We start from the raw sequence: 26,448 nt of genomic DNA, 5'->3' as shown, positions 1-26,448 counted from the left end.
GTTATCATAATCGGTGGCAATAGCCCCAGGGTCACACCCGTTCCCATACCGAACACGTAGGTTAAGCCTGGGTACGCTGATGGTACTGCCATGGAAGCGTGGTGGAAGAGTAAGTCGTCGCCGGTATTAATAGGGAACTTTTTAAATAAAAGTTCCCTAAGTTTTTATGTTACAGATATTTCTTCAACGGAGAAGTATCTCCTTATCTTATGCGAATATGGCGGCGTAGCTTAGTTGGCTAGAGCATTCGGTTCATACCCGAAGGGTCGTAGGTTCGAGTCCCACCGCCGCTACCAAAGATAAACGTCATCTTTTTGATGACGTTTTGTATTTATGATGTTATAATCAAACCTATAGACAGCAAGAGTTACATTAAATTGGTTTAAATTTGGTATAATAAAATAATAAATTGCTAATGATGCATCGAAGGGAGATATAAGCAGTGGGCGACAAAAATGATATCCTCATACTTACGGGGGAAGATGGAAGGGAATTAGAACTTGAATTTCTGGATACCTTGATTTATAACGGTAAGGTTTATGTTGCACTTCTTCCGGCAGGGGAGGAAGAAAAACTGGAGATTATCATCATGGAAATGAGAAAAAGCGAAGATGGAATTGGTGAGTTCTACTCTCTTGGAGATGAAAAAGAATTGGAAGCTGTATTTAATGAATTTAAGAAAAAGGCAGAGAATGAGTTAAGAACCAGCCAGAATTTGTGATTAGCTTCCTGTACTTATACATGACATTACTTAAACGTCAAAATGGCTGTGTCTCTTGATTACTCTAAAGACACAGCCATTTTTTATACTTCAGGAGAGTAGTAGGATAAGAAGGGCATTTTCATTTGTATTTTTCTAATACATAGTATAAGTTTATGTCGTAATTTGTTACAATTATTGTCTTTGTAAATTGAAGTATGAGAATGCCTGACAGACAAAAAGGAGTATAAATATTTTTATATGTCGATTTTTAAATAAAGTGCGGATGGTGAAAAGTTTGAAAAGTGTTATAAAATTAAGCAAAGAGAAAAGAGATAAAATGATAAATGAAGTACAGAAATATTTCCTTAAAGAGAGAGATGAGGATTTAGGGGATCTAGCTGCAGGTTTAATACTGGATTTTTTTATGGAAAAACTGGCGCCGGATATATATAATCAGGGTATATATGATTCATATCAATATATGAATGAAAAGGTGGAAGACCTTTTAGGGATTCAAATGCAGGAAAAAAGGAAATGAGACGGGTGTAAATATATGTGCGGTAAAGGAATGTTTTGGGGTATAAAAAAATTTTTAGGCCTTAATAAAAGCCGTAATATCAGCGGCCAGGAACCGGCAAAAGATATAGATTATAAAAGATTAGAAGATAGAATTAAGAAAATATCAGAGAAGTATAAGGCTGCAGGAATTTCCGTTGCAGCTGTAAGAAATGGTGTCATTGACTGGACAGCAAGCCTTGGTTATGCTGATAAAGAGAATAAAATAGCTGTAACTTCGGCGACAGCCTTTCGGGTTGCTTCCATTTCAAAGGTAGTCACATCCATGCTGGTAATGTCACTATGGGATAAAGGTATTATAAACCTTAACGAGGATATCAGCACTTATCTCGGATTTAAAGTTAAAAATCCATATTATCCCGACGAGCCAATTACTTTAGAGAATATAATGACACACACATCCAGTATAAGTGATAAGGGTACCTATCTTGCAGCAGTGGAATCGGGCAAGGGGTATCCCCCTCTTAAGGAGATGCTGATTTTAGAAGGCGCCGCATATAATATGAAGAATTTCTATAAATATAAACCGGGAAGCATGAATTATAACTACTCCAATTTCGGGTACGGCATTATTGCCGCCATAATAGAATCAGTGACAGGAAAGCGGTTTAATGATTATGCAAGGGAGGCAATATTTAATCCTCTTAATATGAATGCCAGCTATCTTCCTAATTACATAGAAGGCGCGGGTAATGTAGCAAACATTTACAGAGACGGAGCATTGTCCTTCAGCAAAGATATAGCTCTAAAAGGTGAGGAGAGGGTAAGCAAGTTTCTCCTAGGCCAGCTTTACTTACTGGCACAGGGAAACCTTTATATAAGCGCACCTGATATGGCAAAGCTGATGATTGTTCTTATGAGTGATGGAGGTTATGAAGGTGCCAGAATCCTTTCAAAAGAAGCGGTTGATGTTATAAACAAAGAGCGCACTGTCGCCTTAAGAGGCCATAATAAGATGAGAGGGTTGGGACTGCATATAACCCATTCTCTTGTAAAAGGAAGGACATTAAGAGGGCACCAGGGAAGGGCATACGGTGCCACTAACGAAATGTTCTATGACTTGGAAGATAAAACTGGTGTCGTTTATCTTTCAAACGGAAGTAAATATACAAAGGCTTTTAACGGTTTTGCAGCGATAGGTTCTGAAATCATTAATGCTGTTTACGATGAAATATGAGCAAAATAGGGACTGGGTCTGAAGACTCAGTCCTCCTTAATTAAGTCGTATTTATTCCTTTTTTAATATGGTTATACTTAATAATACCAGAGCTATGCCTGCATACTGAGGAATGCTGAGCCTTTCGCCCATTATAAAGAAGGCAGAAAGTGAAGCAACAGGCACCTCAAGGGTGCTTATTATGGATGTCTTAACCGGGCCTATATAGCCAATAGCTGCATATAAAAGCGACAGAGGAATGATCTCACAGAATATAGCAAGCATTGCGGCATTGGATACTACACCGATGGGCATTGAAGAAAGCCTGGGTAAAAAATCTGCATTAAAAACCATCAAAAGAAAAAGGGAAAATATTGTGCTTATAAAGGTTATGACCAAGGGAGGCACATCTTCCACTATAGTGTCGGCATATATATTCATAAATGAATAGGCAGCTGCAGACAATAAACCAAAACCTATACCGATGAAGGATATGGGCATGGAATGACCTGACCACAGGTCTACAACCAAAAGGCAGCCTGAAAAGGTTCCTATAATGGCTAAAATCTTTATTCTTGATATTTTCTCCTTATAAAGGATGAATGATGACAGTGCAACCATGGAAGGGTAGGTATAAAGAAGTATTGTTGCCACGGCAACATCTAAGTAGGCCATGGCACTGTAAAGGGCTATGGTCATGACAGCATTTCCGAAGGTGCCTAAAATAGCAAGCTTTATAATCAGTTTTCCTTTTAGCTTAAGCTCTTTTCTGTATTTAATCATTGAAATGGTAAACATTATTGTTATGGCTATTATATATTGAATAATTAAAAGTTCCGAAGGGGTTACGTTTTGTGTATACCCCTGCTTAATAAGCACCCCTGCAGAGCCGAAAAAAACAGCAGAAACTATTGCATAAATTAAACCTTTTAATTCCATGATAATCCTCCAGGTTAGACATTTGATGTCTGGTAAATTTATATATCATAGGGCTGTCGCATTTGACACACTGCATTTACTGAGCTCGAGTTCTGCAAGTTCTAAGGTTCCCTGCCTTGAAAATACAAGAATTTTTAAACTTCATCCGTTGAGCAATCTAAAATTCTAAGTAATATCTTTGGCAGAGTCACCAAGAGCTTTAGAGATAACTCTCACAAATGCTCATTTATGTTGTTTCAAATGCGACAGCCCATGCCAGATGATTTTAAATTACTGTGCAATTTGAAATCATTATATAATATTAGAAAAATTATGGCAAATCATATAAAATATACTAAAGGTTTTATTCAGAAATGAGGTTATAAAAATGAAAATGGGAGAGGTATTGCTAAGGCTGGTGCTTGCAATAGTAATCGGAGGACTTATAGGATACGAAAGAGAGTTTAAAAACCGCCCTGCAGGATTCAGGACTCACATACTTGTATGCATTGGTGCTGCTGTCATATCCATAATGCAGATGTATTCCGTACAGGAAACAACAGATCTTATTATGAAAAACCCCATATTGTCCTCGGCACTGAAAGCTGATATCGGAAGAATGGGAGCCCAGGTAGTAAGCGGCGTGGGATTTTTAGGCGCAGGAACCATAATTCATTATAAAGGCTCAGTTAAAGGGCTGACAACGGCAGCCAGCCTGTGGGTGGTGGCATGTATAGGCCTTGCTGTAGGCCACGGATATTATTACTTGAGTATCTTGTCAACTGCAAGTGTGTACTTTGTACTTGTCGCCTTAAGAAAGGTGGAAACAAGATTCTTCGAAGACGCCAATAATATTAAAGTTAAAATAAATTATCTGAATAAAAAGGATACTCTTGCTAAACTTGAAAATTATTTTATGTCGAACGAACATAAAATAATTGATATTGAATTTGTTCAGGAATATGAAGAAGGGGAAGATACTGCAATTTATACATTATCACTTCCCCGGCATTTAAAAGCAGAAAAAATATTATTTGATTTATCGGAAATTCAGGAAATTTTAAAAGTAACCCTGATGAATAAAGACATGGCCTGATATTTTATTTATTGTTTTTTTTACAGTCTGCTGTGTTTTCCTTCAAGCATTTATAATCGCAATCCACATCGGAAACAGGATTTATATGAACAATAACGTCTCCGATTTCTGCAGTATTTATCAGCTTAGATTTAACACGTGATGCTATATTATGACCTTCTGCAACGGTAAGGGTGCAGTTCACACCTATTCTCACTTCGACCGAATATCCTATTCCCATTGAGTGGGTGGTAACTTTTTGCACGTCTTCTACACCTGGAATGATGGCGATTGTTTCTTTTAAATTATTTAAAATCTTAGCATCAATACTGCTGTCCATGAGTATCCTTATGGCATTTCTTGAAATACCGATGCCCTGGATTAAAATCCATATGGAAATTATCATTCCTATCACCGGGTCCATCCACCATATGCCTAAATGAGTAAATATAATGCCGGATATAGAACCTAAAGTTACAAATACATCGGCTATGTGGTCGGCAGCATTGGCGAGGACAAGGGGATTGGAATGCTTTCTTCCTATGTTTATTGAATAAAGGTACATGAATATCTTTGTAACTATAGCAAAGACTGAGATGGCAATCATATTGAGGCTGAATTGTATTTCGGATGCTTTGGATGTAAATACGGAAAGTGAATTTGAAAATACTTCAAATGCGATAAAACACAGCATCAAGCCAATTACCTGTGTGGCAACAGCTTCTGCTTTCCCATGTCCGTAATTATGATCACTGTCTCTGGGCTGGCTGGCAACCTTGTTTCCAAGATATGTGATGGCAGAATTAATAATGTCTCCAATACTGTTGGCACCATCAGCAATTAAAGCCTGAGATTTATAGGTTGTTCCTGCCGTTATTTTTATTATGGATAGTATCAGGTTTCCTGCTATACCCATAACAGCAACACGCTGAGACTCTTTGAATCTTTTTTCCATTAATGGCGCACCTTCTATTTTAAATCATTATAAATTATTATATAACAACATAGTAAAATTGGAAACATTATGATAATTAAGAGCATCATAAGGACCAATAAAAAATATGCGGAAGCACTGAGGCTTACGCATATTTTATGTTAGATTAATGGAGGGCTATTTATATATGGGTATTGTGGCGCCGCCCTGAGGAATTACAATTATCTTTTTATTTATCTTTTTATTGCCTCCTCCAAGATTTGCAAGGGAAAGTGCATCATTAAGAGTTGCTGCACCCTTTATACCCATGGGTTTCACCGTTTCAGGATTTATTGATGATAAGAGAACAATATTGAATTTTTGAGCTGTTTCCACTGTGGCATAAAATATATAGCCGGGTATGGTGAAACCTTCTCTTAAAGCCGGGTCTAAACGCCCTTGCTTTAAGGGGTTTATCCAGTCGAAATAATCGGGGGCACCGCCCCCTTCACAGCATTCGGCAAGCATCAATATGGTACCTCCAGGTTTTACAGCCAGGGATGCATTGAAAAGAGTCTTGACTCCCTGATAAAGGGATATGTCCTTGGGATACCCCCCGCAGCTTGCTATGACCAAATCGGCTTTTTCTTCTATTTCAACTCCAAAGATTTCATCTATTGCCCTGCAGCCTTTCTCCCAGCCTTTTTGCCAGTGCCCGGCTTCAAATTTCAGTATATTCCCCTCGTTATCCACGATGGAATTTATTAAAAAGTCGGGATTGACCATCTGACAGGCTTCAATCATATCGAGATTTATGGGGTTATCCACCGTAACTCCCGACCCAATTTTTGGGTTTGACCTTTGACTTGTATCATCCAGAGCATGAAGGTGATTTTGCTCTATTGTCTTTCTGCCAGATACACCGGGTAAAATTGATTTTCTGCCTCCGCCGTATCCGGCCATCAAATGATGGGTGATACCGCCGGTTAAAATTACCTTTTTCTCCGTAACAAGCTTGTTGACTTCTACCCGGGTGCCGAAGCTCGTAGTACCTATATATATTAAATCTTCGTCACAATTATGCACTTTTACTTCAATTCTCTTTATTAAATCAGAGCCTATTAGAGTATTTATCTCACTTGTGGTCTGGTGTCTATGAGTACCGGTGGCAACAAGTATTATCAAATCATCATCCTTAATACCCAGGCTGTTTAACCTCTCAACTATTAAGGGTAAAAATTTAGCGGTTCCAACGGCACGGGTTATATCGCTTATTACAATAACAATTTTATCTCCTGGTTTGAATATTTCATCAAAGGGGCTGGAGGCTGTCGGATTATCAAGGAGGCTAAACAGTTCTTCTCTCAAATCCTTAATAGGTACTGCCTTCTTTGGAAGGAGAGTATATAAAATAGCCTCATCATCCAGTGTAAGGGATATGCTCTCTTTCCCGTACTTCAAATCATAATGCATGTTCATTTATTGCCTCCTGAAATTATATATATCAAATCTTTTCAAATACTTTTCCATACAATGGAGTACGCTTGATAGCCAGTATAACAGCGTTATATATTATAGCTGTAATTATAACATTTGCAATTGCTGCCGGAATTACTACTGCCATAAAAAGCATTGTAAATGTATTTCCCCCGGGAAGTCCGAACAAAAGCCCTGCAACGGATAAAAATGCCGAGCCGCTTAATATGGTTCCAAAGAAAGAAACTATCAATACTTTGATCTGGCTGTTTACTTTTTCATTTAGCAGTCTGAAGGCTAAAAATACGCATTGGCAGGTTATGAGTTTATCGACTATATTAGCTATCTGGCCGCCGGGGAAAGTGGTGGTGACTGCAGTCAAGATGCCTACAATTCCGCCGATTAATAAGGTCATTTTATAATCATCAAACAAAAGTATGGTTACAAACATCATGGATAGCAGAAAATCAGGCTTCATGCCTAAAAGCACGGGGGGTGTCAGCATTCGGAATATGAAACCTATGGCTATAAACAAGGATGCCATTACTATTCTCTTTAAATTCATTAAAAACATCTCCTTAATATAATATAATTTTAAGTATTCCGATTTTTTTGAATAATAATTATATAAGTCATAAGTTCAAGTCATGGTTTCACCTCCCTTAAAGTAAAATCAATTAAAAAAACCTTCGCCCCTAATATATAGGGCGAAGGTTATCCGCGGTACCACCTAAATTATGCAAAAAGCATGTCTCTTTTAGATACTAACATATCCTATCCGCAGGTAACGGGCGGCTGCCGGTAAATACTACATCTTAAAAAGATTTCGGTTTACTTCTACAGGGTCCATTCATTGTAGGCATAGGTACCGGATTTCCACCACCGCCGGCTCTCTTTAACTTAGCTTTACAACTACTCTTCCTTGTCAGAGAATTTATCAGTATTATATTATAATGAATATTTTAGTGTACCATAATAAAAAAGTCAATAGGAAATTTATAATAATAATCAGTTAAAGAAAGTGCCCTCGGCATCGTCAATATCAATAAGGTTTCTTTTATAGGCGCTGTAGGCCTTGCTCAATTCATCTATATTAAGGGACAATTCGCTTTGAAGCCTTGATACGCCAGAATAATCCCCATTTGATACAGCCTCTCTTAATGAGGTAAAAAGGGATTTTGAATCACAGGTATCCTTCATAATAAGACGCCTTAATGACTCGGCCTTATCCCACAGCAATACATCTAGGTCACAGGCCGCATCCGGTTGGTGAAGCTTCCTGCAGCTTCTCACAATATGCATATATTCGGGTATTATTCTGCTGCATATCTCCATTGTCCACCTTAATAATGATGCTTTTGTAAAGCTGTCAATTATTCTGTCGTTAAATACACCACCCTGTGTAAGTGCCGATAATTTATCAGGGTAATTGCTAAGATTTTTAAAATTATCGTATACAGTGGCAGGCGGAGTGCCAAACATTGCATTGCGCTCTTCGGCAGAATAATGCTCGAATACATCCTCTTCACTTCTGTACGCTCTGCCGTATTCAAGATAAAAGCTTTCGGTATCCTTTGGCTTTGATATTTCTTTTTCCAGCTCCTTTTCGGTTTTTCCGGAGGCTGCAGCAGCTTTGATTCCGTCCAGCATGGATTGATATATAGAAGCTAGTGCCAGATATGTGTTGGTATGGGGATTGGGCGACCTGACTTCAAATCTTGTTGACAGTGGATTTTCCATATCCCTCACAAGGCCTACCAGAACCGTCCTATTCCTTGAAGGTATATTGACGCTGTGCCCTAAGGATGTCACTATGCAAACGGGAGCTTCAAAGCCGGGTTTTAACCTGTTCAGAGAATCAATCGTGGACGAAATAAAGGGATTTATCACTTCATAATGCTTTAAAAACCCCATTAATGCTCCGTAGCCGATAACGCTTAAATAATCCTCCTCTTTATTAGGGGCAGCAAACAAGTTCACTCTTTTTCCGCTCTTAAGTTTTACCGCAACTCCAACATGAGTATGTTCGCCGCTTCCGGCTACACCCTCTATGGGTTTTGCCATAAAAGTTACTTCAAGGCCGTTTCTCCTGAAGGTTTCCTTTATCATTATTCTTGACATGAGCTCGTTATCTGCGGCCTGGAGGGTTGTACTGTATTTCCAGTCGATTTCAAGCTGCTCCATTATGTGGTTTATCTTTCCGCCGATATCGATTCTGGATTTAATTCCGCCGACTTCTTTATGGCCCATTTCGGCATCAAGGCCATATTTGTCCATAAGCAGCAGGGATTGTTCAAGAGATGTCCTTACGATGCTTTTTGTCCTTTTCCAATACTGCTCCTGAAGCACCTGGGACGCCGAAAGCTCTTCCTTGTCCGCCTTGTCATTGGGGGTCTTCACCCAGAATTCCAGCTCTGTTGCAGATGTGAGAACTATTTCATCTATTTCATCCGGTTTAAAACCCATTCTCTCCGTCAGGTCGGGGTTACTGCATAAAAGCTCAAGCAAGGTGTTTTTAAAATGATCTACAGATCTTTTTAATACGGATCTAGAATCCACCATTTGTCCGTCATGCTGGAGAAAAGAAGGGATTCTGAGGGTGCCGACAGGTTTATTAGTTTCAATGTCTATATGTTCATAATTATAATCAACGTACCAGTTGGATGTGGTATCGGCTATGATATCCACCTTACCGTTGTTAAGTGTTGCTATACCCGGCAAAACAACGCTGGAGCCGTCTGTCTGAATAACACCGTTTAAAAAACTGTCCATGTCTTCCAGCATATTACAAATAGGTATTTTTTCATCGGTATCATTGCCTGCCAGGTCTATACCGAATAAAGAAACAAATTTTATTTCAGGGTGGGCAAGAAGTAATTCTGTTAGATAAGCTTTGTCAAGGTCTTTGCTTTTAATTGTATATACCAGGGTATCATTTGCTGATTTTTGAGTATTAATGACCATTTTATACACCTCTATAATTTATAATGTATTAATTATTATAACAAAATGCTGCATAAAAAAACAGGGCATATGCCCTGTTTTCAGCCAATAACTATATTTACAAGTCTTCCTTTGACAACGATGATCTTCTTTACGGATTTGCCTTCAAACATTACCGTTATTTTCTCATCGGCAAGGACTGTTTCTTTGATTTGTTCTTCCGGCATGTCAGAAGGTACTTCAACTTTAGAACGTATTTTACCGTTAATCTGAATTCCAAGCTCAACTACGTCCTTTATTAATGCCGAAGGATCAAATGCAGGCCAGGATTCATTGAATACCGAATAATTCATGCCGAGTTTTTCCCACATTTCCTCAGTGAAATGTGGCGCAAAAGGAGCTAGGCATTTTAAAAGAGTTGTGAGTCCTTCTTTAAATATTTCAGCATTTTTATCCTCTGTATCCGAATCATATTTGTACATGGCGTTAAGAAGCTCCATCATCCTTGCAATGGCAGTATTGAACTGGAACTTATCGGCATCCTCAGTAACACCCTTTACAGCATAATTTATTGCATATTTAAGATCTTTTTCATTCTTTCCTACGGTGCCGGAGGTTTTTATCTCACCCACCCTTGCAGTCAGACGCTCGATTCTGTCCAAGAATCTGTCAATGGCTTTTATACCTTCATCGCTCCAGGCACCGCCTTCAATATAGGCAAAGCCGAACATGAGGTAGAGCCTGAATACATCGGAGCCGAATTTTGATATATAATCATCAGGAGAAACAACATTTCCCCTGGACTTACTCATTTTGTTGCCGTCAGGTCCTAATATGGTGCCCTGATGCACAAGTGAGAGGAAAGGCTCATCAAAATCAAGATATCCCAAATCCCTCAATGCCTTTGTAACGAATCTAGCATATAAAAGGTGCATGCAAGCATGCTCTGCTCCCCCCACATATTTGTCGACAGGAAGCATCTTATTTACTAAGTCCTTGTCAAAAATCTTATCTGAATTCTTATTATCAGGATACCTTAAGAAATAAAATGAAGAGCATACAAATGTGTCCAAAGTATCCGGATCCCTCTTTGCAGGTCCACCACAGTGAGGACAGGTTGTATTCATAAATTCTTCGCTTTTTGCCAAAGGTGATTTTCCGTCCGGTGCAAATTCAACGTTGTAGGGTAAAAGTACCGGCAAATCTTCTTCGGGAACGGGAACCACACCGCATTTATCGCAGTGAATCATGGGTATGGGTGCCCCCCAGTATCTTTGCCTGGATACCAGCCAGTCCCTTAACCTGTAATTTACTTTTAAAGCTCCTTTATTATGGTCAGCAAGCTTTTCCACAATGCCTTTTTTAGCATCCTCGGTAGCAAGTCCGGAGAACTCTCCGCTGTTTACCGACACTCCGTATTCGACAAAAGGCAGATCATCATTTCCTTCAGCTCCCTTAACTACTCTTATTATGGGCAAATTGAATTTTTCAGCAAATTCAAAATCTCTTTCATCATGGCCTGGAACTGCCATAACACAGCCTGTTCCATAGGTATTAAGAATATAATCTGCAGTCCAAACAGGCACTTTTTCGCCGTTTATGGGGTTGATGGCATAAGCTCCTGTAAATACTCCGGTCTTCTCCTTTGTAGTTGACAGCCTTTCAATTTCACTTTGCTTTCTTGCGGCGTCCTGGTATTCTTCCACAGCCTTTTTATATTCGGCGGTAGTAATTTTATCCACCAGTTCATTTTCAGGTGCCAGCACGACATAAGTAACTCCAAAGAGGGTATCCGGTCTGGTGGTGAAAACATTGAAGGTTAAATTACTGTCAGCGATAGAGAATGTCAATTCAGCACCGGTGGATCTTCCGATCCAGTTTCTCTGCATTGCCTTGGTTTTTTCCGGCCAGTCTATGGTATCCAGCTTTTCCAAAAGCTCATCGGCATAATTGGTAATCCTTAAAAACCATTGTGTAAGGTTCTTCCTTGTAACCTCGGTTCCGCAGCGTTCACAGGAGCCGTCCTGTACCTGCTCGTTGGCAAGAACGGTGTTGCAGCTGGGGCACCAGTTAACGGGGGCCTCTTTTCTGTATGCAAGGCCGGCTTTATATAATGTGAGGAAAACCCACTGGGTCCATTTGTAATAATCGGGCATACAGGTTTTAACCTCATGGTCCCAATCAAACATGGCTCCCATTTCCTTAAGCTGCCTTTCCATGGTTTCAATATTATTCAACGTGGAATCCTGAGGATGGATTCCGGTCTTTATGGCGTAGTTTTCAGCCGGAAGGCCGAAAGCATCAAAGCCCATAGGCTGGAATATTTCATAGCCCTGCATTCTTTTCATCCTTGCCCAGGAATCCGTAGGGCCGTAGTTGTACCAATGTCCTACATGGAGCTTTGCACCTGAGGGATATGAAAACATTTCAAGGCAATAAAGCTTTTTATCCAATCTGTCCATATTAAATTTATAAAGTTCGGTATCTTCCCATTTTTTCTGCCACTTTTTATCAATGTCAGTCGAATATGTGGACATAATTTATCCTCCTTGTTTTAATGTCAGGGTTCACATCTCTTATTAAGCAACAGGTATGATGCAGATTTAAGATATGCGCCTGACTTATTTATTCACAATAAAAGCCTTTCATCTGTAAGAGACGAAAGGCTCACTTCCGCGGTACCACTCTAATTAGTTTAACACCCAGCTTATTCGGCATACATAGTATGCCGCGCATAATAATATGCTGTTCCCTTTAACGGTGGAAGCCGTGCAAGCCTAATAAATACTTTCGGTTGCAGGCTCAGGAGCGAGTTTGATAATCTTCGTGCTGCCTTTCACCGCCCGGCAGATCTCTTAAATCAAAAGAAATATCCTTGTTCTCCATCATAGCCTATGGCTGCTTCATAGAAGAAGCATCAAATATAACATAATATTACTACAAAGGTAAATAAAAATAAAGTATTTTTAAGTCTATTAATGTTTGAGTTATATATATATATTTACAATATGTCATATGTTTAGTATAAATTATATGCAAAATTTCCATAAATGAAACATGGGAGAAGAAAATTGATTTTGTATGTGCCACGTTTTAAGGTTATGTTATAATGAATTCGTATGGCTATGCCATACGAATTCATTCAACATGGAATTTGCAGAGCAAATTTCATGATATAATAAATCCCTGCAGGATATATTGCGACATGAATTTCACATAGTAAAATTCATGATATAATAAATAAGTAATATTACGGGGATTAAATCAAATATGCAGGAGGAAAATCACAGCAAATATTATTTCTGTGATAAAAAGGTGAAGTTATGTCAAAAATCATTTTAGTAACCGGCGGAGCCAGAAGCGGAAAAAGCAGTTTTGCCCAGTCTCTTCTTGAAAATAAGGAAGGGGTTCTTTATATAGCTACATCCGTTGCATTTGATGATGAAATGAAGGACAGGGTTAAAAAGCATAAGGAATCCAGACCGTCGAGCTGGAGGACTGTAGAATGCTTTAAAGACATGGATATACATTTGAAGGATGTAGAGGAAAAAGTAATGATTCTGGATTGCATAACCATAATGGTTACCAATCTCATGTTCCACTACGAGTTGGAGTGGGAAGACTTAGGAATGGAAAGAATAAACGAAATAGAAAACCTTATTGCTGATGAAGTAGGTAAACTATTAAAAATTGCAAGGGAAAAGAATGTATATTTAGTAGTCGTGACAAACGAACTTGGCATGGGTGTGGTTCCGGGAAACAAATTGACCAGAGTGTATAGGGATATTGCCGGAAGGATGAACCAGATGATTGCAGCTGAAGCAGATGAAGTATATTTGGCTGTCTGCGGCATACCCCTTAAAATTAAGTAGGTGAAAAATATGAACAGGCTTATATTGATGCTGCAGTTTTTCACGAGAATTCCAATAAATAAAGAGGTTCCGGTAGAGCCGGAGGATTTCAGAGGAGGAAGCATATTCTTCCCGGTGGTAGGCCTTGTTGTAGGGCTTATAAATTTGGCAGTGTATTATCTTGCACGTCACACCGGAAACTACATGTTTGCTGCCATCCTTGCTGTTTTATCCTGGGCTTCAATAACGGGAGCATTGCACTTGGACGGGCTTTCGGATACCTGCGACGGTATTTTTTCCTCCAGAACAAAGGATAAAATGCTGGAGATAATGAAGGACAGCAGAATAGGTGCCATGGGAGCACTTTCCCTTATATTTGCAGTATTTGTAAAAATATCATTGATATGGGGCCTTAGCTATAGCCAGGCGCTGTATACACTGATTATCGCACCGGTTATAGCCAGGACATCCATGCTTTACGGTATTACAATTGCCAAATATCCAAGGGAAAAAGGCCTCGGCCAAACCTTTATAGGCAATGTTACAATAAAGGAATTTTCAATAGGGCTTATTATTTGTTCGATTATAGTTTTTCCTTTAGCCAAGCTTTATACACTGGTTCTGCTCTTTATGGTTTTTGCTGTACCCATGTTTTTTAATGATTATTTTGAAAAAAAATTAGGAGGTATGACAGGGGATACTTTAGGAGCACTCTGTGAAATTCAGGAAATACTTTGCATGCTTGTAATAACTCTTCTGTCAAACAATATATGGAGATGATACTTATAAGGCACGGCCAGACTGAATATAATAAAAAGGGTGTTTATCACGGTTGGATAGAATCAGAATTAGATGATGTGGGAATTTCCCAGGCGGAGGATTCCGCAAAGCTGTTATGCGGTGAAAAAATCGATGTTATATATACAAGCCCCCTGAAAAGATCTGCAAGTACCGCAGAGATTATATCCCAAAGTACAGAAAATCCGCCCATCATTATAAGTGAAAATATAAAGGAAGTTAACTTTGGATTGTTTGATGGTTTGTCTTATGAGGAGATAAGCACAAAATATAATGATGAAGCAAATAAATGGAACGAAGCCCCATTGGGATATCATTTTCCGGAAGGAGAGAGCATACCTCAGTTCTTTGAGAGGATAAAGCTTTTTTTAGACGAGCTAATTGATAAGGAGTATAAAAAGGTTGTGGTGGTAAGCCATGACGGCTGTATAAAATACATATTATCCTATATAATGTGCGGCAGCGGAGAACTGTTCTGGAAGTTTAAGGTCTCAACAGGCAGTATAAGCCGTATTTCCTTTGAAAGAGATTTTTCTTTTTTGATATCCTTAAATGAGAACTAAGCTGAGGTCGCTGTATTTGAAACAACGAATGCAGTGTTTCAAATACAGCGACCTCTTTTATTTAATATCGTTAAATGAGGTTTACGGAGTGGGGACACAACTAAAGTTATGTCCCCAACTAAAATTCTTGTTGACAAAACTTATTTGCATTGATATCATAAAATAAATTTATTATAAGTTTGTAACAAATGCGATGATGGAGAATAAAAATATTTTGTCTGACTTTAGAGAGCCAATGGTTGGTGAAAATTGGCGCAGGCGTATATTACATAACTCTCTCCTGAGTACAGGCGATGAAAGATATTTATACCGAGTACTTGCCTGCGGGTAGGCCCGTAACAGCCCACGGTTTGTTAGAACCTGCTGAGATAGAATGCTGCGAGGCATCTGTGAATTAGGGTGGTAAGACGAATTACCCTCGTCCCTATTAATTATATTAGGGCGAGGGTTTTTTTACGTTCATTTTTATATTTTAATATAAATAATTTCAAGGAGGCGGTTGTATGGCAATAACAGGAGGGCAGGCTATAATTTGTGCTTTAGAGGCGGAAGGTGTGGAATTGGTATTTGGATATCCGGGCGGAGCAATTCTGCCGGTCTTTGATAGCTTAAGGGAATCATCAAAAATTCATTATGTCCTGGTGAGGCAGGAGCAGGCGGCAGCTCATGCAGCCAGCGGTTATGCCAGAGCTACGGGAAGAGTGGGCGTATGCATGGCAACATCAGGGCCGGGTGCAACCAACCTTATAACGGGTATCGCAACAGCTTATATGGATTCAATTCCATTGGTTGCAATTACAGGGCAGGTTGCAGTGGATTTGATAGGCCGCGATGCATTCCAGGAGGTGGATATCACCGGTGCTACAGAACCCTTCTCTAAGCATAACTATTTAGTTAAAAACGTAAATGACATTCCAAGGGTTATAAAAGAAGCATTTCATATAGCATCAACAGGAAGGCCGGGGCCTGTGCTTATTGATATACCAAAGGATGTAGCTTTATCAAGTATTAATTTTAAATACCCCGATACCGTTGATTTAAAGGGATATAAACCAAATTATGAAGGGCATCCTCTTCAGATAAAGAAGGTTGTTAAGGCAATAAAGGAAAGCAAAAAGCCTCTTATTTGTGTAGGCGGAGGAGCCATATTATCAGATGCGGCACAGGAAATATTAGAGCTGGCTGAAAAAGTCAACGTACCTGTTGCAATGACTTTAATGGGTATAGGAGGTTTCCCGGGAAGCCATCCTCTGAATCTAGGCTTGCTCGGAATATACGGTACTCAGGCCGCCAACACGGCAGTCAATGAAGCAGATCTTCTTTTGTTATTGGGTGCCAGGATGGGTGACAGGGCTACGGGGAATCTTGATAAATTCGCCAAAAAGGCAATAATTGCACATATTGACATTGACCCGGCGGAAATAGGCAAAAACGTTGAGGTGGATATTCCCATAGTCGGCGACTTGAAAGGTATTGTAAAAGAGATTAACAAACTTAATGCAGATAAAAAAGAAAGCAACTGGGCGGAAGAATTAATGGCAAAAGACAGGCTGCCTGCGCAATATGTAGAAGGTAAAGGCTTGGATCCAAAAGAAATCATCCAGGAGCTTTCAAAGATGTCCAATAATGATATGATAGTGGCTACTGATGTAGGGCAGCACCAGATGTGGACCAGTCAGTATTATAAGGTAGAAAAACCAGGGACATTTATTACCTCAGGCGGATTGGGCACCATGGGCTACGGACTCCCTGCAGCAATTGGAGCAAAGATGTCAGACACTGAAAGAGAAGTACTTTTGATTACCGGTGACGGAAGCTTTCAGATGAACCTAACGGAGCTGGCAACAGCAGCTCAGGAAAATCTAAAAATGAAGATAATTCTTTTTAATAACAGCTCTCTTGGAATGGTAAGGGAATTGCAGCAGCAATCCTTTGAGTCCAGGTACTTCTCGGTTCATATGACGGGCAATCCGGACTTTTCAAAAATCGCAGAAGCCTATGGTTTAAAGAGTATAAGGGTAACTGATAAAAAGGATATTAAAAATGCCTTGAAAGAAATATTGGAGAGCAAGGATGGAATCTTAGGAGAATTCTTCATAAACCTGGATGTAAATGTTGTACCGTACAGGGAGGGGATATAATATGAAACATACTTTAGCAGTGCTGGTTGAAAATCATGCGGGGGTACTTTCAAAGGTATCCGGCTTGTTCAGCCGGAGGGGATTTAATATTGACAGCCTTGCCGTAGGTATAACGGAAGACCCTAAAATATCCAGGATGACAATTGTGGTTGATGGTGATGAATATATAGTGGAGCAGGTTTCAAAGCAACTGAACAAACTCATTGATGTAATAAAGGTTCAGGATATAAAAGAGGATTCTGTAGTTAGGGAATTAGCTCTTATAAAGGTCAATGCAACTTCGGAAATAAGGTCTGAAATTACCGAGATTGTAAATATATTCAGGGCAAAGGTTGTTGATATAAGCAAAAATACCATGACCATAGAAATTTCAGGAGACAGCACAAAGGTTGCAGCCATTCAGAATATGCTTCAGCCCTTCGGTATTCAGGAAATGGTAAGAACAGGAGCCATTGCGATAGACAGAGGTTCAAAATAAAGAGGACTGTTGCGTTGTTTGAAACGCAACAGTCCATTTTTTACGAAGTAACAGGGGTCTTAAAATCCGCCGGCAATCCATAATTGCTACGGCGGATTTTATTATCTATGTGAATTTATATAGTCGTTAACTAACTGGAGGTAACTTTCCCGTATGCTCCTTATTATACCATTGTTTGCAGATGCAAACTTCATATCATCTACACTTCTAATGGGAAGTACCATGGGTGATGTGCCCGTCAAAAACAATCCATCCATGTCTTTTAACATATTTGCTTCTAAATTTTTTTCCTGCAATTCAAAGCCTGAACGCCTAATAATTTCAATGACATTTCCTCTTGTAACGCCTGAGAGTATATCTTTCTCAGGTGCAGTTATAATTGTTTTATTTTTTATAAAAAACATATTTGACCTGCTGCCTTCTGTAATTTCACCGTTGCTATTTACAAGCAATGCTTCGTAAGCATTCATCCTTGCAATTTGTTCATTTATTTTATCCCTTATGGCAAGATCTGTAGATTTGGCATTGGGATTATTTCTTTCACCATAAAACAAAGTTGCATGGACACCGTCAGCTATCATATCCTCTGTCGGATAGGAGCTTTTATAAAAGTAAAAATAACTGTCGGGAGTCTGATTGTAGAAATTATTGATTACAATTCTTACATTCCCATTGAAATAATCATTTATTTCAATAAGTTTTCTGATGATTGCATCAATTTTTTTTTCATCAATTAAAATATCAAAGCCTAAAAGGGAAGCTGAGGTCTTAAAGCGTGAAACATGTTTTTCTAAAAACATGGGAACTCCGTCAATGACTCTTATAACCTCATATATCCCGGGAAATATTTTCGTAACTTCATAATCAAAGATTTTAGCTTCAATTATATTATCATTGTGGATTAAATAATTCTTAACTACATCATCATTCATAAAAACACCGTCCATCCAAAGTTAAACAATATATATATTTTACCATAATCCTATTATTTTCAATACATATATAGTTATTTCCAAATGAGTAACAGATGCATAATTAAAGAATTAGTTTACAGCTATCTTTTGTCCTAAAGGGAGAATAATACTTTATAGGGAGGTTGACACAATGAAAACGATGAAAAGAATAAGCACATCTTTTGTGTTATCAGCTATATTTTTTATGTTGTTTACTGCGACCGCAAATGCACAAAATACAACCTATACCGTTCAGCCCGGTGACAGCATGTGGAAGATAGCCGTAAAATATCAAATAGGCGTATCGGAAATCATTGCGGCAAATCCGCAAATAAAAAACCCCAACCTGATATATCCGGGGCAAAAACTAACCATACCTTTGCTTAGCGACGTAAAAGCTCTGGAAGACAAGGTGGTGCAATTAGTCAACAAGGAAAGGGCAAAGAACGGACTGCCGGCATTGAGCAGCAACTGGCAGCTATCCCGCGTGGCCCGGTATAAATCGGCAGATATGGCTAAGCTTAATTATTTTTCCCATACTTCGCCAACATACGGTTCTCCGTTTAAAATGATGGAGAGCTTTGGTTTAAGGTATGCATCTGCCGGTGAAAACATTGCAAAGGGGCAGAGAACGCCTGAAGAAGTTATGGTTGCATGGATGAATTCACCGGGCCACCGGTCAAATATTTTAAGTGCCAGCTACACACAAATCGGTGTCGGTTATGCAAAGGATTCAAGAGGAGTGGCTTACTGGACCCAAATGTTCATGAGACCGTAAAATAACATTAAAAAGTAAAAACTCTGAAAGCTTAAGCTTTCAGAGTTTTTTATGATGATCTGTAGTTTGTAAATTGAAGTTCTGTATCAAAATCCTTGGCTTTTAACATCTGAATGACAGCCTGTAAATCATCTCTTTCTTTTCCTGAAACCCTGACCTGGTCATCCATAATCTGTGCCTGAACCTTTAATTTGGAATTTTTAATAAGAGATACAATTTCCTTTGCCAGTTCCTTTGATATGCCTTTTTTAATTTTTATAACCTGCTTGATGGTATCTCCGCCGGACTTTTCAATCTTTCCGTAATCCAATGCTTTGACGGATATACCCCTTTTGGAAAATTTACCTCTTAAAATTTCGTGCACGCTTTTTAATTTAAAATCATCATCGGCGTGGACTTTTATTTCATCTTTATCAAGCTGAACTTCAACCTTGCTGCCCTTAAAATCATAGCGCTGGCTGATTTCCTTGACTGTCTGGTTTACGGCATTGTCTACTTCCTGCAAGTCTACTTCGGATACTATATCAAATGAGTTGCTGCCTGCCATCTTCATCATCCTTTCGTATTTAATCAAAGGGGACACTTCCCCTGAAATAATGTTTGGGGACACACCTTCTCTTTTTGAGAAATGAATGTGGGGTAATCGAAGGTATGTCCCCGATTCTAAGCTCTCTTGGGTAGTCGGGGAAAATGTACCCAACTTAGGAGAAAGTTTCCCAACTTATTTTAGTTTATTGTATTTGTTACATAATTTCAATAGGTGTGTTATATTGTGGAAAATATTCTATATTAAGTATGGGGTAAATTGAATTTTTAATACATGTGATTTATTATAATTGAATACAATTTATGGTGGTCGCGAATACAATGAAGATAAGAGTATATTTTGGCAGGTGATATTTGTGTTTGTTGATTATCATGTACATCTTGATAAACTGGATTGGAATATTGAAACTATAAATGATTTGACTAATGTGGCAAAGTCAAAGGGAGTAGATAGCATAGGCGTGGTAGTTCATACAAAAATTCTCAGCGGATTTGAGCCCCTTTATTCTCACGTATTTAAAGACGGACAAAATCATAAAAAATTGAAGTTTGATAAGAGTATTGATGAGTACTTAAGTTTGCTGGAATATGCCAAAAAAGAAGGCTATCCCGTTTTAACAGGTCTTGAGGTCTGCTATGCTCCCGAAGGAGAAGAATTTTTAAAATCAAAACTCGGTGAATATCCATATGATTTTCTTATTGGCTCCGTACATTTGATAGAAAGCCGGCATTTTAAAACTGCTGTGGAATTCTACGGCAATACTGAAATGGTAGGCAGGATGTATTATGAAAGAGTGTTAAAAGCAGCAAGGAGCGGGTTATTTAATATAATAGGCCATATTGAAATAGCACGCAGAGAAGGCATACCAAGCCTTGATTATTACCCTGAGCTGCTGGATGAAATATGCCGGGAGCTTGTAAAAAATAACTGTGCCGTTGAAATAAACACAAAATGGCTGACTAAAAGAGATTATCTCGTGCCGGATAAAACTACGCTGGAATACATGTTTAATGCAGGGGTAAAGGTAGTTTTCAGCTCGGATGCCCACCACAAAGGAAGGATAGGCTATGAAAAAGATAAAGCAATAAGTGCAATAAAAGCCGCAGGCTATGAAAGCTTTTCAATTGTTGGGTAAAAAAATCACATTAAATTAAAAATCAGCAAAGATATGCGGTATTTTCATGATATAATCTTTGACTCATTTGATTTAAAATACTGCAAGCAGGTATTTTCGTGTTATAATAATTCCAGAAAATTAATTTTTGGAATTATTGTTTTTTAGGGGGAAATGTTCATGAATTACTCGCACGAAGTAGAGCAAATGATGTGTGTGGCAAAGGGCCCCAAACATGGACCTGCACCTATTCCTGAAGAGGGAAAATGGGTTAAAGTCAAAGAAGTTACCGATATTTCCGGTTTATCCCATGGAGTAGGCTGGTGTGCACCGCAGCAGGGAGCATGTAAACTGACTTTAAATGTTAAAGACGGAATAATTGAAGAAGCTTTAATTGAAACTCTGGGATGTTCAGGCATGACGCATTCTGCGGCCATGGCAGCTGAAATTCTTCAGGGTAAAACCATTCTTGAAGCATTGAATACCGACCTGGTATGTGATGCCATAAACGTAGCCATGCGGGAAATTTTCAAACAGCTTGCATACGGAAGAACTCAGACGGCATTTTCAGAAGGCGGACTTCCTATAGGTGCAGGACTTGAGGATCTGGGAAAAGGTTTAAGGTCACAGGTAGGAACCATGTTCGGCACCAGGGAAAAGGGTGTAAGATATCTTGAAATGGCGGAAGGTTATATATTAGAGCTGGGATTGGATGAACAAGATGAAGTAATAGGCTATAAATTTGTGCACTTAGGAAAAATGATGGAAGCCATAAGAAAAGGTGTTGATCCAAAAGAAGCCTATGAAAAGAACATCAGTACATATGGAAGATTTGATGAAGCAGCTAAATATATAGACCCGAGAGTTGAGTAAGGAAAGAGGTGGCTTTGATGATTAGATTTGAAGGATATGAAAGAAGAATAGACGGAATAGACAAGTGCCTCAAGGATTATGGATTTGACAGCTTGGAGCAGGTAAAAGATATGCTTCTTGCTAAGAATATAGATGTTGAAAAGACGGTAAAAGGTGTACAGCCCATAGCATTTGAAAATGCCGTATGGGCATACATTTTAGGAGCCGGTATTGCTCTTAAAAAAGGAGTTAAAAATGCAGCAGAAGCTGCCGAGGCAATAGGAATAGGACTTCAGGCCTTCTGCATACCAGGTTCTGTTGCAGACAGCAGAAAGGTCGGCTTAGGACACGGAAATTTGGGAGCAATGCTCTTAAGGGAAGAAACCAAATGCTTCTGCTTCCTGGCAGGCCACGAATCCTTCGCAGCGGCAGAAGGAGCCATTGGTATCGCAAAAACAGCAAATAAAGTAAGAAAAGAGCCTTTAAGAGTAATATTGAATGGCCTTGGAAAAGATGCAGCCTATATAATTTCCAGAGTAAACGGATTTACTTACATAAAGACTGAATACGACTATTACACAGGTGAACTCAAAGTTACTGAGGAAAGAGCATTTTCAAAGGGAGATAAGTCTAAGGTAAGAGTTTACGGTGCAGATGATGTCAATGAAGGCGTAGCTATCATGGTTAAGGAAGGTGTTGACGTATCCATCACAGGAAACTCCACCAATCCCACCCGCTTTCAGCACCCTGTTGCAGGTACCTATAAAAAATGGGCATATGAAAACGGAAAGAAATACTTCTCCGTGGCATCCGGAGGCGGTACGGGAAGAACGCTTCATCCCGACAACATGGCAGCAGGGCCTGCATCCTACGGCATGACAGACACCATGGGGAGAATGCATGGCGATGCCCAGTTTGCAGGATCTTCATCAGTTCCCGCCCATGTAGAAATGATGGGCCTGATTGGGATGGGCAACAATCCCATGGTAGGTGCAACCGTTGCGGTAGCCGTATCCATTGAAGAATCCCTTAAATAAGGATAAATAGGTTGTTAACCGACATAACTCGTTAAATAATAAAGTTATTCACTGAAAGCATGAGAGTTTGAAAGCCACCTGGCTGAATCTTTCATGCTTTTGCTGTTTTTTGAGGTGGCTTTCAGGGTCATGGTATTTGGTTCAAGGGAGAGCGATTGAGAAAAAGAGAGGGGAAAGATTGAGAAAAGGATTGAGTAAACAAGGGCTTACAGGCATTTGCCTTAACCCGTTATCCATGAACCTACTGCACCGCACTTAAAAGATTGAAAAAAATAGGGATGTAAAAGAGTGAGATTTTGCAAGAAAAGTGCAAGATGCGTGAACGACTTTATTATTATTTTTGTCCAGGAAATAGGGCCGTAAAGTTAAGGAAAAGGTGGGTTTTAGTGAAGGACCTTATTATCATAGGAGAAATTGGGGGCATGGGAAAAGGGTGGTCAAAGGCAGATGGATGAAGGGATTGGGGGAGGTGATAGTGAGGGAAGGACTTTAAAACCTGCAAACAAAGATAGGATAATGGAATTGGGAATAAGGGAAAAAATAATAAAAAACAAACAATTTTTATGAAAAGTGCAGGTTTATCTTTTAAAACAGATAATAACCTATAGTTTTTATTAAAGTCGCCCAATAAAAATAACTTCAAAAGCATGTAGAGAGTAATCTTGTGTTTTCTTCATGTCATTTATTATTATTTGTTAGAAAGGATACCCTTTAAAAGTCCCAATATGAATGCCTATATAGAATCATACCACAGTATTCTGGAAAGTGAATGCTTCTCTCTTTATGAATTCAGAACATATGCTGAAGCATATGAGACTGTAGCCAAATTCGTAAGATTCTACAACGGCAGGAGAATCCACGGGAGTATCCATTATTTATCTCAGGAGGAGTATTATCAAGGTGTCCTTGATAAATCCGTAAAGGCCATTTGTATGGCTTTTTTAATTCTTATTATTAAACATATCTGGGCTTTTTATGTTTTAAAATTATTTTAAATAATAGATTTTAAATAATAGAATGTGCGGTTGTCTATACTATAATCATATGCAGCTTATAATTGATATTATGGGGGAAATACCATGAATTTTAACTGGAATATTGAAACTTATATATCTATTGCATTTACAGTCACTTCACTTATCGTAGCAATAATTATTATTAAAATAAATTGGAAGCAATATGGGTTATTGTTTTTATTAAGTGGAGTGGTAGGTTCAATAATATGTTATATCTTCATCATTACAGGTTTATACTCATTCCCTTATAGATTATTTCCTAATTTCTTAAGATTTCCATTTTATTGTATTTTAACAATATTTCCGGCATATGTGTTATTGGGAGTAAGATATAGTCCTAAACTATGGGCATTGAAGATTCCGGTTTATTGGGTAATAGTCCATTTAGGAATGGTTGCAGAGACATGGGCACATAATAAAACTCAACTTATCAGGTATGATTTATATTGGGATTTTTGGGATTCATATACATGGTGGTGGATATTCTTCCTGATATTTGAGTGGGTAGGAGGGCTGATAGTGTCTGAACAATATAGAAAACCAATTAATCCAGAAGTATTTAAATATGGAAAAATTGGATTCTTTATTATACATTTTATTTTAATTACCACAATATTTTTAGGAGGATTCTATGCGGGTAGAGTTACTATGAGATAGATATTCTTTAAATATAAAACTAGGGGACCTGGATTATCCGCAGAAATTTAATCAAAAAACACAAATAACCCCTTAAACAGGGTTATTTCCTTATATAATAGGGGAGGCGCCCTTTTCATATATAGTGTACAAGCAAAATTTGTACAAACTGTGGCAAAAGTCTGAACATACTATTACAAAAGAATTAATTGTTTATTAAGCCAAAAAAAGGAAGATGAGTAAAATGAAATTCATGTATTTTTATTTTAACAAGTAATGCTGGTAGGGATATGTTATATTATTAAGAGAAGATAATACTTGGGAAAATTCATCTCACTATATATTTTATAGGGGTATGCTTAAGGCGCAATATTACATGGATTGTTCAAAAAGCCATAAAAAGGCTTTAGAATGGAAGAAAATGGTGAGCATTTTTCATTAAGGCAAGATATTTTTGAAATTATAAAGTGAGGCTTATCAATTATGAAAGATGAGTTAATTCAACAACTTAATAACTTTCTTAAGGAAATTGCCAGGGAATTTGAAGATGAGTTTATACGCAGATTACCAAGCATATAGTATGGGTATAGTAGTTCTGATAATTTAGATATTAAAATACCATCAATAAATAAGAATTTTGGAGATATTAAAATCTGTATCTGGTGTTATGTAGTTTATAACAATAAAAGGAAGGGGATATAGTGAAAGGTATAGGAAATTATCAACTTGTAAGACGGACTTTATTAGGAAGTATTTTACTATTTATCATGTATCCTATGCGAACTTTGGCAAATTCATCGTGGCACTGGGTAACAGTAATCCCTATGAAAGTTTTACCTCTTGCAATAATACTGACTCTTGCTATTGAGACCTGGGGAGTAATTGTATATGGAAAAGTTGAGGAAAAAGTAAGAGCATTTGTTATTGTTACATTTGCAAATATTGCTTCGTTTGTAGCACCATATATTTATAGTACCTACCGTTTAAATAGGTTTTATTGTTCAGGCTGGGATTATGCGTGGGAAAGATCATTCAACAGCGGGCCTAACTATGCAATAAGGCTTGTTTATTTAATGTTAACTTTGTGTATAGAAGTGCCCCTGGTATATTTGCTATTAAAAAACCGCAGCAAAAATAGAAAAAAATTATTGTTTATAGTAATAATCGTAAATGTAATTACTACGATAGTTGTTGCAGTCCTGGAAAGACTTATTTGCCGGGGGAGATGGTAGTCTTGTATCCTGACTTCAAGGTTTTTAATTCCCCGAGGCCAAACCGGGCAATCAACCGATTTTATGATATTGTAATGATGTAAAGGACGTGAAAACATGAAAAAAACATTTATGCGTTATATTTTCTCGGTAATTTTGTCCATGCTATTGGTTACTATAGGTTATTTTTGGCTGCATGGCATTCCTTTGATTGGTCTTCCTGAAAAGGAGGATGTTTCTTATGTTGAAATATCCGATACTAATCTAACTGATGAAGTACGGACATTCAAAGCAGGTGAAGATATTGAGAGAGCCGTTAATATGGCCAATTTCTTAAACTATCAGTTAGGTACACCTAAGCAAGAACCTCCGCATATAACGATTACATATTATTTAAAAAACGGAAAGAAGATAAGTGTTTCTGCTAATAAAGATACCGTATTTTGGGGGGGCAAGGCCTATACCATTAAAGGTGATAACGGAACTACTTTTGTAAAAATTACCGAAGGTTTGTTTTTCTCTGACCTATTGGAGGCTAATAGATGAAATTACCCGCTGGATGCGGAAAAGGGAATAAACAGGATAACTCCTAAGCCCCCTAATTAGTTTGGACAAAATACGAACCATTAGCTAGAATAAAATCAGAAGCTTAAGGGGGCATATTCAAATGAAAGGTAATGCATATTCACATGAGTTTAAGGAGCAGATACTAA

At 38.3% G+C, this 26,448-nt stretch carries 25 protein-coding genes, 1 tRNA gene, 1 rRNA gene and 2 other annotated features; of the genes, 19 read left to right on the top strand and 8 right to left on the bottom strand.

Annotated elements, in window-relative coordinates; all coding sequences use genetic code 11:
• Positions 1–9: 9 nt before the first annotated feature.
• The 5 genes from rrf (at position 10) to OXPF_RS00655 (ending at position 2,456) form a co-directional block, all read left to right on the top strand.
• Positions 10–126: ribosomal RNA gene (gene rrf, locus OXPF_RS00675) — 5S ribosomal RNA — on the top strand.
• A gap of 93 nt (positions 127–219) precedes the next feature.
• Positions 220–296, top strand: a tRNA-Met gene (locus OXPF_RS00670).
• 146 nt (positions 297–442) lie between these two features.
• The gene (locus OXPF_RS00665; protein WP_054873292.1) at positions 443–721 is read left to right on the top strand and encodes a DUF1292 domain-containing protein; all 279 of its coding nucleotides are present in this window, start codon (positions 443–445) and stop codon (positions 719–721) included.
• A gap of 277 nt (positions 722–998) precedes the next feature.
• Entirely contained in the window at positions 999–1,241 is a 243-nt protein-coding gene (locus OXPF_RS00660) for a DUF2164 domain-containing protein (protein ID WP_423230549.1), read from the top strand.
• 15 nt (positions 1,242–1,256) lie between these two features.
• Entirely contained in the window at positions 1,257–2,456 is a 1,200-nt protein-coding gene (locus OXPF_RS00655) for a serine hydrolase domain-containing protein (RefSeq protein ID WP_054873291.1), read from the top strand.
• Between the two features lie 51 nt (positions 2,457–2,507).
• Here the strand turns inward: OXPF_RS00655 and OXPF_RS00650 are convergent, their stop codons facing one another.
• Positions 2,508–3,374 carry a DMT family transporter gene (locus tag OXPF_RS00650; protein ID WP_054873290.1) on the bottom strand — a complete coding sequence of 289 codons (867 nt, stop codon included), beginning with the start codon at positions 3,372–3,374 and terminating at the stop codon, positions 2,508–2,510.
• A gap of 367 nt (positions 3,375–3,741) precedes the next feature.
• Here OXPF_RS00650 and OXPF_RS00645 point away from each other — a divergent pair, with 367 nt between their 5' ends.
• A complete protein-coding gene (locus OXPF_RS00645; protein WP_054873289.1) occupies positions 3,742–4,449 on the top strand; it encodes an MgtC/SapB family protein in 708 nt (235 codons plus the stop codon).
• Positions 4,450–4,453: 4 nt separating this feature from the next.
• On the opposite strand, the gene OXPF_RS00640 is transcribed toward OXPF_RS00645, so the two are convergent.
• From OXPF_RS00640 to leuS, 5 genes are all read right to left on the bottom strand, one after another.
• Positions 4,454–5,383: a cation diffusion facilitator family transporter gene (locus tag OXPF_RS00640; RefSeq protein WP_054873288.1), complete on the bottom strand. Its 930-nt coding sequence runs from the start codon at positions 5,381–5,383 to the stop codon at positions 4,454–4,456.
• Between the two features lie 156 nt (positions 5,384–5,539).
• A complete protein-coding gene (gene larAH10, locus OXPF_RS00635) occupies positions 5,540–6,820 on the bottom strand; it encodes an NPN-dependent 2-hydroxyacid racemase, LarAH10 family (RefSeq protein ID WP_054873287.1) in 1,281 nt (426 codons plus the stop codon).
• Positions 6,821–6,845: 25 nt separating this feature from the next.
• Positions 6,846–7,382 (bottom strand): tryptophan transporter, encoded by a 537-nt coding sequence (locus tag OXPF_RS00630; protein WP_083479625.1) that lies wholly within the window; start codon positions 7,380–7,382, stop codon positions 6,846–6,848.
• A gap of 135 nt (positions 7,383–7,517) precedes the next feature.
• Positions 7,518–7,755, bottom strand: a binding site (T-box leader).
• A 70-nt stretch (positions 7,756–7,825) separates the two neighbouring features.
• The gene (locus tag OXPF_RS00625; protein WP_054873285.1) at positions 7,826–9,781 is read right to left on the bottom strand and encodes a type I glutamate--ammonia ligase; all 1,956 of its coding nucleotides are present in this window, start codon (positions 9,779–9,781) and stop codon (positions 7,826–7,828) included.
• Between the two features lie 80 nt (positions 9,782–9,861).
• Positions 9,862–12,297: a leucine--tRNA ligase gene (gene leuS, locus OXPF_RS00620; protein ID WP_054873284.1), complete on the bottom strand. Its 2,436-nt coding sequence runs from the start codon at positions 12,295–12,297 to the stop codon at positions 9,862–9,864.
• 114 nt (positions 12,298–12,411) lie between these two features.
• Positions 12,412–12,658 (bottom strand) — a binding site (T-box leader).
• Positions 12,659–13,083: 425 nt separating this feature from the next.
• On the opposite strand from leuS, the gene cobU reads away from it, so the two are divergent.
• The 5 genes from cobU (at position 13,084) to ilvN (ending at position 17,591) form a co-directional block, all read left to right on the top strand.
• Positions 13,084–13,632: a bifunctional adenosylcobinamide kinase/adenosylcobinamide-phosphate guanylyltransferase gene (cobU, locus tag OXPF_RS00615; protein WP_054873283.1), complete on the top strand. Its 549-nt coding sequence runs from the start codon at positions 13,084–13,086 to the stop codon at positions 13,630–13,632.
• A gap of 9 nt (positions 13,633–13,641) precedes the next feature.
• A complete protein-coding gene (cobS, locus tag OXPF_RS00610) occupies positions 13,642–14,391 on the top strand; it encodes an adenosylcobinamide-GDP ribazoletransferase (RefSeq protein WP_054873282.1) in 750 nt (249 codons plus the stop codon).
• On the top strand, positions 14,382–14,972 hold the full coding sequence (locus OXPF_RS00605; protein WP_054873281.1) for a histidine phosphatase family protein: 591 nt from the start codon (positions 14,382–14,384) through the stop codon (positions 14,970–14,972). Before cobS ends, OXPF_RS00605 begins: the two co-directional genes overlap by 10 nt.
• Before the next feature lie 503 nt (positions 14,973–15,475).
• Complete coding sequence (gene ilvB / locus OXPF_RS00600; protein WP_054873280.1) at positions 15,476–17,113, top strand: biosynthetic-type acetolactate synthase large subunit; 1,638 nt, start codon at positions 15,476–15,478, stop codon at positions 17,111–17,113.
• 1 nt (position 17,114) lies between these two features.
• Complete coding sequence (ilvN, locus tag OXPF_RS00595; RefSeq protein WP_054873279.1) at positions 17,115–17,591, top strand: acetolactate synthase small subunit; 477 nt, start codon at positions 17,115–17,117, stop codon at positions 17,589–17,591.
• Positions 17,592–17,692: 101 nt separating this feature from the next.
• Here the strand turns inward: ilvN and OXPF_RS00590 are convergent, their stop codons facing one another.
• The gene (locus OXPF_RS00590; RefSeq protein ID WP_054873278.1) at positions 17,693–18,523 is read right to left on the bottom strand and encodes an aminotransferase class IV; all 831 of its coding nucleotides are present in this window, start codon (positions 18,521–18,523) and stop codon (positions 17,693–17,695) included.
• A 181-nt stretch (positions 18,524–18,704) separates the two neighbouring features.
• Between OXPF_RS00590 and safA the strand changes: the two genes are divergently transcribed.
• Entirely contained in the window at positions 18,705–19,322 is a 618-nt protein-coding gene (safA, locus tag OXPF_RS00585; protein ID WP_054873293.1) for a SafA/ExsA family spore coat assembly protein, read from the top strand.
• 49 nt (positions 19,323–19,371) lie between these two features.
• Here safA and OXPF_RS00580 read toward each other — a convergent pair whose 3' ends face one another.
• Positions 19,372–19,869 (bottom strand): YajQ family cyclic di-GMP-binding protein, encoded by a 498-nt coding sequence (locus OXPF_RS00580; RefSeq protein WP_054873277.1) that lies wholly within the window; start codon positions 19,867–19,869, stop codon positions 19,372–19,374.
• Between the two features lie 355 nt (positions 19,870–20,224).
• Here OXPF_RS00580 and OXPF_RS00575 point away from each other — a divergent pair, with 355 nt between their 5' ends.
• From OXPF_RS00575 to OXPF_RS00545, 7 genes are all read left to right on the top strand, one after another.
• Complete coding sequence (locus OXPF_RS00575; protein ID WP_054873276.1) at positions 20,225–21,004, top strand: PHP domain-containing protein; 780 nt, start codon at positions 20,225–20,227, stop codon at positions 21,002–21,004.
• A gap of 159 nt (positions 21,005–21,163) precedes the next feature.
• Positions 21,164–21,856, top strand: a complete 693-nt coding sequence (locus tag OXPF_RS00570) for an iron-sulfur cluster assembly scaffold protein (protein ID WP_054873275.1) — start codon at positions 21,164–21,166, stop codon at positions 21,854–21,856.
• 17 nt (positions 21,857–21,873) lie between these two features.
• On the top strand, positions 21,874–22,872 hold the full coding sequence (locus tag OXPF_RS00565) for a GGGtGRT protein (RefSeq protein WP_054873274.1): 999 nt from the start codon (positions 21,874–21,876) through the stop codon (positions 22,870–22,872).
• A 662-nt stretch (positions 22,873–23,534) separates the two neighbouring features.
• Complete coding sequence (locus OXPF_RS23570; protein ID WP_054873273.1) at positions 23,535–23,867, top strand: integrase core domain-containing protein; 333 nt, start codon at positions 23,535–23,537, stop codon at positions 23,865–23,867.
• A gap of 84 nt (positions 23,868–23,951) precedes the next feature.
• On the top strand, positions 23,952–24,545 hold the full coding sequence (locus OXPF_RS00555) for a CBO0543 family protein (RefSeq protein ID WP_054873272.1): 594 nt from the start codon (positions 23,952–23,954) through the stop codon (positions 24,543–24,545).
• Positions 24,546–25,225: 680 nt separating this feature from the next.
• A complete protein-coding gene (locus tag OXPF_RS00550; protein WP_054873271.1) occupies positions 25,226–25,756 on the top strand; it encodes a hypothetical protein in 531 nt (176 codons plus the stop codon).
• Between the two features lie 96 nt (positions 25,757–25,852).
• Complete coding sequence (locus tag OXPF_RS00545) at positions 25,853–26,281, top strand: hypothetical protein (RefSeq protein ID WP_054873270.1); 429 nt, start codon at positions 25,853–25,855, stop codon at positions 26,279–26,281.
• The last annotated feature ends 167 nt before the right edge of the window (positions 26,282–26,448 follow it).

The organism is Oxobacter pfennigii (genome assembly GCF_001317355.1).
Classification (GTDB): Bacteria; Bacillota; Clostridia; order Clostridiales; family Oxobacteraceae; genus Oxobacter; species Oxobacter pfennigii.
This window is presented reverse-complemented; position numbering and strand designations above follow the sequence as displayed.